Source organism: Pseudomonas fakonensis (assembly GCF_019139895.1).
Lineage (GTDB): Bacteria > Pseudomonadota > Gammaproteobacteria > Pseudomonadales > Pseudomonadaceae > Aquipseudomonas > Aquipseudomonas fakonensis.
The window spans coordinates 2,193,731-2,205,196 of the sequence record NZ_CP077076.1; the positions used below are offsets into that span (position 1 = coordinate 2,193,731).

Annotated in this window: 12 protein-coding genes and 2 pseudogenes; 4 read left to right on the forward strand and 10 right to left on the reverse strand. The window is 59.7% G+C overall.

Annotation, left to right across the window (positions count from 1 at the left end):
- Positions 1-201: 201 nt before the first annotated feature.
- The 3 genes from KSS94_RS09895 (at position 202) to KSS94_RS09905 (ending at position 1,579) form a co-directional block, all read left to right on the forward strand.
- Positions 202-411 carry a DUF1737 domain-containing protein gene (locus KSS94_RS09895; RefSeq protein ID WP_217842801.1) on the forward strand — a complete coding sequence of 70 codons (210 nt, stop codon included), beginning with the start codon at positions 202-204 and terminating at the stop codon, positions 409-411.
- A gap of 5 nt (positions 412-416) precedes the next feature.
- The gene (locus KSS94_RS09900; RefSeq protein ID WP_217842802.1) at positions 417-869 is read left to right on the forward strand and encodes a GNAT family N-acetyltransferase; all 453 of its coding nucleotides are present in this window, start codon (positions 417-419) and stop codon (positions 867-869) included.
- A 440-nt stretch (positions 870-1,309) separates the two neighbouring features.
- The gene (locus tag KSS94_RS09905) at positions 1,310-1,579 is read left to right on the forward strand and encodes a hypothetical protein (RefSeq protein WP_217842803.1); all 270 of its coding nucleotides are present in this window, start codon (positions 1,310-1,312) and stop codon (positions 1,577-1,579) included.
- Positions 1,580-1,600: 21 nt separating this feature from the next.
- Here KSS94_RS09905 and glpT read toward each other — a convergent pair whose 3' ends face one another.
- The 6 genes and pseudogenes from glpT to KSS94_RS09935 form a co-directional block, all read right to left on the reverse strand.
- Positions 1,601-2,953, reverse strand: coding sequence for a glycerol-3-phosphate transporter (glpT, locus tag KSS94_RS09910; protein ID WP_217842804.1), 1,353 nt, complete (start codon positions 2,951-2,953; stop codon positions 1,601-1,603).
- 167 nt (positions 2,954-3,120) lie between these two features.
- A complete protein-coding gene (locus tag KSS94_RS09915) occupies positions 3,121-4,407 on the reverse strand; it encodes a PQQ-dependent sugar dehydrogenase (protein WP_217842805.1) in 1,287 nt (428 codons plus the stop codon).
- Positions 4,404-4,808 (reverse strand): DUF2231 domain-containing protein, encoded by a 405-nt coding sequence (locus KSS94_RS09920; protein WP_217842806.1) that lies wholly within the window; start codon positions 4,806-4,808, stop codon positions 4,404-4,406. Before KSS94_RS09920 ends, KSS94_RS09915 begins: the two co-directional genes overlap by 4 nt.
- Before the next feature lie 99 nt (positions 4,809-4,907).
- Positions 4,908-5,453, reverse strand: a complete 546-nt coding sequence (locus tag KSS94_RS09925; RefSeq protein WP_225935855.1) for a hypothetical protein — start codon at positions 5,451-5,453, stop codon at positions 4,908-4,910.
- Positions 5,454-5,604: 151 nt separating this feature from the next.
- A pseudogene (locus tag KSS94_RS09930) lies at positions 5,605-6,573 on the reverse strand (IS5 family transposase); the annotation flags it as partial.
- A 160-nt stretch (positions 6,574-6,733) separates the two neighbouring features.
- Complete coding sequence (locus KSS94_RS09935; protein WP_217842807.1) at positions 6,734-7,303, reverse strand: hypothetical protein; 570 nt, start codon at positions 7,301-7,303, stop codon at positions 6,734-6,736.
- A 471-nt stretch (positions 7,304-7,774) separates the two neighbouring features.
- Here KSS94_RS09935 and KSS94_RS27445 point away from each other — a divergent pair.
- Positions 7,775-8,307 (forward strand): annotated as a pseudogene (locus tag KSS94_RS27445) (DNA-methyltransferase); the annotation flags it as partial.
- A gap of 238 nt (positions 8,308-8,545) precedes the next feature.
- Here the strand turns inward: KSS94_RS27445 and KSS94_RS09945 are convergent.
- The 4 genes from KSS94_RS09945 to KSS94_RS09960 all read right to left on the reverse strand — a co-directional run bounded on the left by KSS94_RS09945 (position 8,546) and on the right by KSS94_RS09960 (position 11,234).
- A complete protein-coding gene (locus KSS94_RS09945; RefSeq protein WP_217842808.1) occupies positions 8,546-9,199 on the reverse strand; it encodes a hypothetical protein in 654 nt (217 codons plus the stop codon).
- A gap of 39 nt (positions 9,200-9,238) precedes the next feature.
- Positions 9,239-10,149, reverse strand: a protein-coding gene (locus KSS94_RS09950; RefSeq protein ID WP_225935856.1) for an IS5 family transposase whose coding sequence is annotated in 2 segments (ribosomal slippage) — positions 9,239-9,873 and positions 9,873-10,149 — 912 coding nt in all. Because the reading frame shifts where the segments join, the coding sequence is not laid out codon by codon here.
- Between the two features lie 160 nt (positions 10,150-10,309).
- On the reverse strand, positions 10,310-10,615 hold the full coding sequence (locus KSS94_RS09955) for an NIPSNAP family protein (protein WP_217842809.1): 306 nt from the start codon (positions 10,613-10,615) through the stop codon (positions 10,310-10,312).
- 61 nt (positions 10,616-10,676) lie between these two features.
- Complete coding sequence (locus KSS94_RS09960) at positions 10,677-11,234, reverse strand: lipocalin family protein (protein ID WP_217842810.1); 558 nt, start codon at positions 11,232-11,234, stop codon at positions 10,677-10,679.
- Positions 11,235-11,466 lie beyond the last annotated feature (232 nt).

Consider the following 11,466-nt stretch of genomic DNA (forward strand, 5'->3'; position numbering starts at 1 on the left):
TCGGCCCGAGTGATCGACGTGCCGACATTTTAGCAGTTTCGACGCTTGCTGCATGGCTGAATCGCATCGTTTCTGCGGCGAAACATGGATGTTGTGGACGTGGCAGGTGGCTAGGTGAAAGGCATCCGACTAATTCGACTTCACTTGATGTTCTGTCTTGTACAGGTCACTTTACGTACACATTCTCTCTGCGAGTTCTCTATGTCTGCCCTTCCCCCCAACGGCCTGCCCATCTACCGCCTGATCACCGGCAAGGACGACGCCGCCTTCTGCAAGCGCATCAGCGAAAACCTCGCCCTCGGCTACCAGCTGTACGGCTCGCCCAGCGTCACCTTCGATGCCGCGCAGGGCCATGTGGTCGCCGCCCAGGCCATCCTCTGGCCGGGGCATGGCACGCCATCGCAGGGCTGAGCCAGATGCTCGCCACCCTGCGCCGGGCAAACCCGGCAGACGCCGACACCATCGCCGTACTGGTCGCCGAGGCATGCAGCCCCTACATCCCGCGTATCGGCCGCAAACCCGGGCCGATGCTGGATGACTACGGGCAAGTGGTGCGCGACGAGCTGGTGTTCGTCGCCCTGCAAGGCGAGCGCATCGTCGGTGTTCTGGTGTTACGTCATGAGGGCCGCGAACTGCTGCTGGTGAACGTCGCGGTGCTGCCTGCGTGCAAGGGGCAGGGCATTGGCCGCCTGCTGATGGACGCCTGCGAGGCGCAAGCTCGGACCGCAGGGTGCGAGGCGATTCGCCTGTATACCCACGAGCGCATGACCGAGAACATCGCCATTTACCAGAAGCTCGGCTACCGCGAGACCCACCGCGCCACCCAGGACGGCTTCGCCCGGGTGTTCATGCGCAAGTTGCTGGGGTAAGAGAACGCGCAACTTGATGATTGGGTGGGGCGCCAGTGTTAAGCCAGCTGCCTTTGTATTTTCTGTAGAAGATCACCCAGCCCTTCGGGCTGCGCTGTCGCGCAGAGAACTGGTCTTGCAGATGCACCGCGGTCCCTGTGGGAAGCGGCCTTGTGTCGCGATGGGCTGCGCAGCAGCCCCGACAATTTTGCATGAGGTCGAGGCCTTGGGGCCGCTTTGCGCCCCATCGCGACACAAGGCCGCTTCCCACAGGGACCGCGGTGCATCTGCGAGATTTAGTTCTCTACGCGACAGCGCAGCCCAAAGGGCAGGGTGATCCCCTACAGTGACGCACCGCACATCCAGGGCTGGCAACCTGCCATTAACGGCCTATTCTGCGTGGTGAAGCTGCATTCCGGCACCGGTCCGCGTGCCGTTTCGCCGACAGAAGGAACCTGCCCATGTCCCACCCCGCCGATGTACCCACCGCCCCCGACCTACAACGCTTTCTCGACGAAGAGGCCACGTCCGAGGCCCTTGCGCACCTGCTGGAAAAAGCCCTGGCGGCCAGGCAGAACCGCCTGGTAGAGGCCTACCGGGGCAATGCCTACAAAGTCAGTTTCGATGACGAGGACGTGATCATCGAGGGCTACGGCAGCCGCAAGATGCCGGCCCGGCACCTGCCGCTGGACCACTTCATCGCCCTGCTGCGGGCCTGGCCCGGCGCCTGAGGCAGCACCGGGCCCGGCCGGTCAGGCCAGCGCTTCGCGCGGGTTGCTCGCAGCCTTGGTGTGGCGCAGGGTCGGCAGCAGGAAGGCGATGGCCAGCAGGCAGGCGCTGACCAGCATGACGAAGCCGCCGTCCCAGCCAAAGTGGTCGACGGTGTAGCCCATTGCCGCACTGGCCGCGACCGAGCCGCCGAGATAGCCAAACAGCCCGGTGAAGCCTGCGGCAGTGCCGGCGGCCTTCTTCGGTGCCAGCTCCAGCGCCTGCAGGCCGACCAGCATTACCGGCCCGTAGATCAAGAAACCGATGGAGAACAGCGCGACCATGTCGATGGTCGGGTTGCCCGGCGGGTTCAGCCAGTACACCAGGGTGGCCACGGTCACCAGGGCCATGAACACGATGCCGGTCAGGCCGCGGTTGCCGCGGAAGATCTTGTCGGACATCCAGCCGCACAGCAGGGTGCCGGGAATACCGGCCCACTCGTAGAAGAAGTACGCCCACGAGGTGGTGTCGACGCTGAAGTGCTTGGCCTCTTTCAGGTAGGTCGGTGCCCAGTCCAGCACGCCGTAGCGCAGCAGGTAGACGAACACGTTGGCCAGGGCTATGTACCACAGCAGTTTGTTGCGCAGCACGTACTCGACGAAGATCTGCTTGGCGCTGAATTCCTGCTCGTGGCTCTCGTCGTAGCCTTCGGGGTAGTCGTTCTTGTACTGCTCCACCGGCGGCAGCCCCACCGACTGCGGGGTATCACGCATGGCAGCGAAGGCGAACACCGCCACCAGCACGGCCACGGCGGCCGGCACGTAGAACGCCGCGTGCCAGTCGTTGGTCCAGCCCAGGCCCAGCAGGAACAGTGGGCCGATCAGGCCGCCGCCGACGTTGTGGGCGACGTTCCACACCGACACCACGCCGCCGCGTTCCTTCTGCGACCACCAGTGCACCATGGTCCGCCCGCTCGGCGGCCAACCCATGCCCTGGGCCCAGCCGTTGATGAACAGCAGGGTGAACATGATCGCCACGCTGGAGGTGGCCCAGTGTGCGAAACCGAAAATGAACATCACCCCGGCCGAGATCAGCAGGCCGAAGGGCAGGAAGTAGCGCGGGTTGGAGCGGTCGGACACCAGCCCCATGAGGAACTTGGACAGCCCGTAGGCAATGGCGATGGCCGAAATGGCCAGGCCCAGCTGGCCGCGGGTGTAGCCCTCTTCCTCGATGAGGTAGGGCATGGCCAGGGAGAAGTTCTTGCGCAGCAGGTAGTAGCCGGCATAGCCGAAGAAGATCCCGGCGAAAATTTGCCAGCGCATGCGCCGGTAGGTGCTGTCGACGTGCTCGTCGGGCAGCGGCGCCTTGTGCAGGGCAGGGCGGAAAAAGGCAAACATGTGAAGCTCCCGATTGTTATAGGTATGCGAAAGCGAATATTACATTTTCGTTAAAGAAAAAATATCGCTTCGATCGGGAGAATTTGTTGGTTTGTGAATGTGATCAACCGGCAAGCCGCCCCTCTGTAGGAGCCGGCAAGCCGGCTCCTACAGAGGGAGATGCGCTGTCACTGCACCCGCGTCACCCGCCACAGGGTATTGGCCAGGTCATCGGCAATGATCAGTGCCCCGCGCGGGTCCACCGTCACCCCCACCGGCCGGCCGCGGGTCTTGCCGTCTTCGCCGCGAAAGCCGGTGGCGAAGTCCACCGGTTCACCGGCCGGTTTGCCGCCCTTGAACGGCACGAAGATCACCTTGTAGCCCACCGGGTTGGGCCGGTTCCAGCTGCCGTGCTCGCCCACGAACACGCCGTCTGCGAACTGCGGGCCCATGGCGGCCGTGGAGAAGTCCACCCCCAGCGCCGCCACGTGCGAACCCAGGCTGTAGTCGGGGGCGATTGCCGCCTTGACCTTGTCCGGGTTCTGCGGGCGTACCCGCTCATCGACGTTCTGCCCCCAGTAGCTGAAGGGCCAGCCATAAAACGCGCCGTCCTTCACCGAGGTCAGGTAATCGGGCACCAGGTCCGGCCCCAGTTCGTCACGCTCGTTGACCACCGCCCACAACTGCCCGCTGCCGGGCTGCACGGTCAGCGCGGTGGGGTTGCGCAGGCCGGTGGCGTAAGGGCGGTGGGCGCCGGTCACCGCGTCCACCTCCCAGACCATGGCGCGGTCCACCTCGGCCTCCATGCCACGCTCGGTGATGTTGCTGTTGGAGCCGATGCCCACGTACAGGTAGCGCCCGTCGGGGCTCACCGCCAGCGACTTGGTCCAGTGGTGGTTGATCTCGGCTGGCAGGTCGGTAACCTTGGTCGGCGGGCCGCCGGCCTTGGTCTGGCCGTCCTGGTAGTCGAAGCGCACCAGCGCGTCCTGGTTGGCCACGTACAGCTTGCCGTTGTCGAAGGCCAGGCCGTAGGGGGCGTTGAGATTTTCGGCGAACACCGTCTGCAGTTCGTACTGTCCATCGCCGTCGGCATCGCGCAGCAGGGTCAGGCGGTTGCCGCCCTTGACCTGGGTGTTGCCCTTGGCCTTGATCTGGCTGGCGATCACGTCCTTGGGCTTGAGCTTGGCGGCGCTGCCGCCACGGCCTTCGGCCACCAGGATGTCGCCGTTGGGCAGCACCAGGGTCTGGCGCGGGATCTTCAAATCCTTGGCGATGGCGGTGATGCGGTAGCCCTCGGGCACCTTGGGCATGCTGTCGTCCCAGGCGGCAGGCTCGGCGATTTTCATGCTCGGCAGCAGGCCGCGCTCGGGGGCCGGCAGTTTCGGCTCGGGGCCGCGGCTCTGGGTCGGCTCACCTTCGCCGCCGCAGGCGCTGAGCAGCAAGGCCATGCTCAGGGCGCTCAATGCAAGCTTCATGGCGTCACCTCCGTGCGCAGGCCCAACCACGTAGCCGCGCAGGCCAGCAGGCTGACGATGACCGACAGCACCAGCCCGGAAGGCATCACCGCCCAGGCATCCTTGGCGTGTTCGAAGGCGTTGACCAAACCCAGCAGCCAGGCCGCCAACAGCAGTACAAAGTACAGCTTGCGCGCGCCGCGCAGCAGGCCAGCCAGGGCGAACAGCAAGGCCAGGCCGCTGAACAACAGGCCGCCGGCGATCAACCAGGAGGCGAAATTGCTCCATTGGATCTGAAAGCTCTGGTAGTAGGCGATGTCGCTGAGCAGGCCGCCGAGAAACAGCGGCACGCTGCCGGCCAGCAGGGTCGTATGCAGCACACCAGGCGTGCGGTAGTAGAGGGGGGCGGTGGTGGTGGTCACGGGCACTCCTTATCGTTCGGCGATCCTTGGGGCGATGGCGCAAGTCCATCGGGCGCGCTCAGGCGCTCAGGTGAAGGATCACCAAGCGGGAGTGTTGGTTCAGTCGGATGTGTCGTCGTCGCTCAACCGGCAACTGGCGCTGCCCTTCACGCCGCTGGCATGGGCACTGACATGGCGTACCTTGAAGCCGGGGTCGTGCACGGTGGCCGGCGCGCTCCAGCCCTCGCCGTTGTCCATCTGGTAGCTGATCGAGCCGTCGGCATGCCATGCAACGCGCAGGCCGTAGCGGTCATTGCGGTTGGGGCCGGTCAGCGGCCATTCCCTGATCACTGGCTTTTCGTTTACGTGGGTGCGCAGCGCGAACACGCGCTGTGTACCTTCTTCGACCGGGTAGCTGGACAGGAACAGCGTCGAGTCTTCGTTGTCGTCCTCGGCAGCGGCGAGAATCACCGAAGGCACCCACTTCTCGCCCCGGTAGTTTTCTTCGATGCGCACCTGGCAGGTGAACTGGCCGCGATCACCCACCGGTTCGCGCATGAAGTTCTCGTAGAAGCCGTATTCGACATCGAAAGTGAGCTGCTTTTCTGGGCTGCAGCCCAGCATCAGGCTGGCAGCGAGTGCCATGGAGCATTTGAATCGGTTCACGCAGGTTTCCCGAGTGTGATTGGCCTTAGGGAAAATTCGGAAAAGTTGCTCATCATCCGGAAATGTACGGCTTGGGGATGCCGAAAAGCCGGGTTTTCAGCCGCTGATTATTGGATAACAAAGGCAACGCCTTGGTTGTCTGTCCTAACGGGCGCGCCTCTCCTTCACCAGGCAGTAATTGGTGGCGTACCATCCACAGATTCGACAGGGTAAACAGCGTGGTCAATTGCGCCGTGTTCTTGACCAAATCACGGAAGTGGGTGTTCACAAAACCGAACTGGTGCTTGATCACACGAAATGGATGTTCGACCTTCGCTCGTATATGCGCTTTGATCTTCTCGATCTTGCATCTGGCTTTGTATAGCACGTTGTGTTTGCTCAAGTGCTTGTAAGTGCTACGACGAACCGCAATCTGCCAGATCACCGGCCGTCCTTCATGCTCCGGCCGTTTCTCTACGCCGGTATAACCCGCATCGGAACAGACAACGTTTTCATCGCCATGCAACCGGTTGGCGGCCCCTGTTACATCAACCAAAGTCGCCGCTGTGCCGTGGACGTGGTGCACCTGGCCCGACTCAGCATCGGCACCGACATGTGCCTTCAGGACGAAGAAGTACTGATTACCCTTCTTCGTCTGGTGCCTTTGAGGATCGCGTTTGCCTTCCTTGTTCTTGGTCGAACTGGCTACGTGGATGAGGGTGGCGTCTACGATGGTGCCCTGACGCAGCGACAGGCCCTTGTCTCGCAGGTAATTGCTGGTGTTTTCCAGAATTCTCGAAGCCGGTTCGCGCTTCTCCAGCAGGTGACGGAAAATCATGAATGTCGTGTCTTCGGGGATCGGAGAACTAAGCGTGAGGCGAGTAAACTGGCGCATCCAAGTAGTCTCAGACAGCGCCTCTTCCATAGCTGGGGCGCTCAACAAGAACCTGTTCTGCAGCAGATGAATACGTAGCATGGTTTCCATTGAATACGTCTTGCGACCACCACCGGCCTTTGGGTAGTGCGGTTCAATCAATGTCACCAAACCGCTCCACGGCACCACTTGCCCCATCTCGGCCAGGAAACGCTCGCGACGGGTTTGCTTGCGCTTACCGGCGTACTCGAAGTCGGAAAAGCTCATCTGGCTCTTGGGGTCAAGGGTTTGCAGAGGGCAGTTGGACGGAGGGGCATTCAGCACGAGTCAGACGGCCTGTGCTGACTAATCGGAGAGTTTCTAAATCCGCCTCCATGCCGGGCAAACTTAAATTCACCTCTGCATAGCAGGGGGCTAGCATATGCCATCAAGCAGTAGGTCCCTCATGCTGTGACAAACCAACAGGAACCTCCTTTCCTACCTGTATTGCCTGGCTAGCTTTAATTCCAAGCTTTTCAGAATACTGATCAAGTAGGGCTTTGGCCATTGCGTTCAGCTCAACGATTGTCCTATTGGCGACTTCCTCGCTATTTTCTATAGGGTTAAAATTCGAATCAACTAACCCATTAGATACTGGCAAAGCTTTACGATTAGCGAGCGTAATTGCAAAATTCGCGGCCTTGTCCAAAAGCTCAGCCGGAGTGCCTAGTCTTGGGTCGGCAGACAGAGTGACTTCACCGTCTGTAAGCTTAATGGTAGTTGCATGGCCAGATGCTAGATCAGCGTCCTTTCTCGACATAAACCATGTCCCAGCAGCCAAGGCACCTGAAACCCCTGCGACCCAAAGGAAAACATCCCAATTCTGCTTTTCAGCCCAAATCAGAAAAAATGATCCCAAGACTGAAAGGCCAGAGATAAAAATTAGCAAAATCGTGAATATCTGCGATCCTGTGGCAGCCATCTTTAGTGCGGCGGTAACCTCGCCTTTAATTCTCACTTTGAATAGCCCCTACTGATATGGTGCCATCGGGGTGGAAGGTTGGCCAAAAGTACGGGTGTCCATTATTTGGCATCCGAAAGTTAAAAATCCTCACCGGAGCCACAATGGAGGGGTTGATAACTATTTTGCTGCTAGGGTCTATCAGGCATTTTTCAAGAGTGAACAGCGGCGACGATACAAAGATTATGCAGTTGTCGAATCTGCACCCCACAAAATGCCAGCCATCTAGATGTACCTCTTGGCCATTAAACCACTGATTAGATACCTTCGGCTCTTGGAAAAGATTGAGATTGTCGGGTGGCGCAGATGCTACAGATGCAGCTGGAAACTTCGGATTCTCATCAGTCATCGTCTTCACCGAACCTGAATTATAGTAGAAAACCTCATGATCTCACATAGCCATCGCATTAACTACCGCTGTCTGCTCTACGCGAGGAGCGCAAAAAGACCAAGCGTCACAGCATCCTGATGGGCGACTGCATCGAGATGATGCGAACGCTGCCGGATTAGTCAGTGCACACCTGCATCACCAGCTAGTCCTACTTCGGGCTTCGCGACTACGGCACCGAGGGACAGATTGGCCTGGAGCCAATACTCTCAGAATTCGTGCTGGCCCTGGCCAACGTTTTCCGTGAAGTGCGCCGCGTGCTGCTCGATGATGGCACGCTATGGCTCAACCTTAGTGACAGTTAATTTCGGAAGGATGCTTAGGCCCGCAGAGTGGTGATGATTTCGCGAACCGACGCCGTGGCCAAGAAGAAATCTGCAAATCGATCCACGAGGTGCCGTATGGATTAAAGGAAAAGGACCTGATCCACATCCCGTGGCGAGTCGCTTTCGCCCTACAGGAGGATGGCTGGTACTTTTGCCAGGACATCGTCTGGAGCAAACCGAACCCGATGCCAGAGAACGAACGTGATCGCTGCACCAAGGCGCACGAGTACGTGTTCTTGCTGAGCAAATCGAAGTGTTACTACTTCGACCAGGCAGCTATTGCAGAGGAAGCGATTGAGCCGCGAGGCGCGGGCAACGTCTCGCCAGCGGAGTCGCTACCAGATGAGCGGTCAGGCGAAATGAATCCTGACTACGCTACTCTCGCTCAACGGCGCCTTGATACAGCTTGGGTCGAAGACGCAGCACGGGTGGTCTTCCTCCTGGATCAATCGCCAGCCGTCTGACCCTACGGAGCCTCCAGATACTGCGCGGTTACTCGCCTGTGAAACATTTAAGATTTTTTGGTTAATCGTCTTTCCCGTAAATTTCTGCCCAGTCAGGGATAGGAGCGGCTTTTTGGGCAGCATGCTTAAGGCTGGGAAGAGCCATCAGAAGAAAGTCCCGAGCAATGAGTATCGCGTCGCCCCAATGCTTTCGATAGAACTCTTTACTTACTTGGGAAATAGTGTCCCACTCCTTCCCCTCCCGTTCTACTGAAACGACCACGCCCTCAATCTCTCCAATAGCTCTCGATAGGTAGCTAGCGACAGAAATATCGATCGCCACAATTCGCTCGACATCGTCAATTTTCATACAGTCGAGGTAGACCCGTAGCCGTTTGACTCTTTCGCGTATATCCGAAATTTTCTCGGGATCGTCAAGATTATCGAAGTACACCCAGCCACTTAGGTCAGACAGGTGCCCGTTCAATGCCTCGGCGATAGGCCATACACGCGCAGCAGCCAATGCCGAACGCTCTCTGCGCTCCGCCACTAGCTTTCTCTCCGCGGAGCTCGCCAGGTAGAGCGACACGATCACTGCTGCAAAAGTACTGATCGCAGAAAATGCATTCCAATCCAGCTTGAGATCGACGCTCGCCTGCGGAAGGAGCTTAAAAAAAACACCCCCGCATAGGAACAATAGAAGGCAAACAAGCCAGCGCACCCAGGCTTTCTCCATGATGTGGCCTTTAAGATAAATCGATGATTATGCGCGCCCTCACGGGTGCACCTCTTCCGCACCAGGCAATACTTGGCGGCGTACCATCCACAGATTCGACAGGGCAAACAGTGTGGTCAATTTTCCCGTATTCTTGGCCAAGCCACGGAATAGGGTTTTCAAATAGCCGAACTGGCGCTTGGTCACGCGAAATGGATGTTTGACCTGCGCTTTAACCTTCTCGATCTTGCGTCTGGTTTTGTAGCGCACGCTGCGTTTGCTCAAGTGCTCGTAGGTGCTACTTCGCGCCGCAACCTGCCAGATCATTGGCCGCCCTTCATGCTCTGGCCTTTTCTCAACGCCGGTGTAGCCTGCGTCGGCACAGACGACGTGCTCTGCGCCATGCACCAGCCCCGACTCAGCATCGGCCCCGATATGCGCCTTCATGCCGAAGAAATACTGATGCCCGTTCTTCGTCTGATGCATTTCAGGATCGCGTTTGCCTTCCTTGATCTTGGTCGAACCGGGTGCGTGGATGATAGTGGCGTCGAAAATGGTGCCGTGGCGCAACGACAGGCCCTTGTTTCGTAGGTAATTGTTGATGGTTTCCAGAAGGCCCGACGCCAGTTGGTGCTGCTCCAGCAGGTGCCAGAAATTCATGATTGTGGTGTCTTCGGGGGCGGAGCGCTGAGCGTCAGGCGAGCAAACTGGCGCATCGAAGTGATCTCGTACAGCGCCTCTTCCATAGCTGGGGCGCTCGACGAGAACCCGTTCTGCAGCAGGTGCACACGCAGCATGGTTTTCAGTGGATACGGCTTGCGGTCACCGCCGGCCTTCGGGTAGTGCGGCTCGATCAATTCCACCAAACCGCTCCATGGCACCACCTGCTCCCTCTCGGCCAGGAAGCGCTCGTGACGGGTTTGCTTGCGCTTACCGGCGTACTCGAAATCGGAAAAGCTCATCTGACTCATGGGATGGAGGGCTTGTAGAGGGCTGTTGGACGGAGCGCTATTTCAGCACAGATCAGACGGCCTGTACTGACTTGATCGGAGAATCCATAGGCGCGAAAGCGCACCCGGCTAACGAGCGCGCTGGTGAGGCGCCTGATTGACCGGCGCAGTAAAGCGCTCTTTAACCCAGCACCGGGCGCAGGAAGTTGCGCTCATAACTGAGGATGAAGCGCTGCTCGGTGGCCAGGGCAAACGCAGCAATGCACTCAGGGTCGCTTTCCGACGCCGTGCGATATTCCTCGTAAGCCGCAAGGCTGGGGAAGCTGAACAGCGCGTAGGCCACGTTGTTGGCCCCTTCGCTGGGCAGGAAGTAGCCGTGGTGGCTGCCGCCCATGCGGTTGACGATGGGGATCCACAGCTTGGCGTAGGCCTCGAAGGCCGGTACCTGGTAGGGGTCGATAATGTATTTGAGGTGGCAGGTGACCATGTGCACGCAATCCTTTGGGTGAGCCAGGGGAGGCTCACCTTACAGGCAGTGCCGGCAGGCGTCACGGGGTATCGGGCTGGCGCCAGATCAGCTGGTCGGTGGGGTAGCCCTGTTTGCGCGCCAACTGTAGCAACTGGTCGCGGGTCTGCTGGCTCACCGTGGGCGTGCGCGACAGCAGCCACAGGTAGTCGCGGTTAGGGTGGCCGACCAGGGCCACGCGGTAGTCGGGGCTTACGTACAGCACCCAGTAATCGCCCTTGGTCAACCCTGGGGCCAGGCGGCTGAACCAGTTGTCGAAACGCACCCAGAGCTTGTCGGTGCGCCCCTGCACCTGGGGCTCGGCGATGCCGTGGGCTTCGTTCCACTGGCCGTCCTGTTCCTTGCAGCGGTTGTTGACGTCGATGCGCCCGTCCTCACGCAGGCCGTAACGGGCCTCGGACTGTACGCAGTTGCGCTGGAAGTACATCGGCAGGCGCGCCAGCTCGTACCAGGTGCCCTGGTAGCGCTGCAGGTCGACCTGTTGCGTGGTGGGGGGCGGCTGGTGCTGGTCGTGGGAGCTTGAGCAACCGGCCAGGGCCAGGGTGAGGCAGGACAGCAGCAGGGTGGTGCGCATGGCCATGGAAACCTCCTGGAAAGGGCAAGGTGTACAGGAGGTTGGATGCGCGGGCGTGGGGAAAGTTGTATGCAATAAAATCGTGTGCTGCCGCGATGGGTGTAGGAGCAACTGTCTTGCTCAACTTTTAAAAGCCGACTCGATTCTTGTGGGAAGCGGTCTTGCCGGGGCGCCGTCCGGTCGAGATTGGGCTGCGCAGCAGCCCCGGCGACTTTGCAGGATGCCGATATTCTGGGGG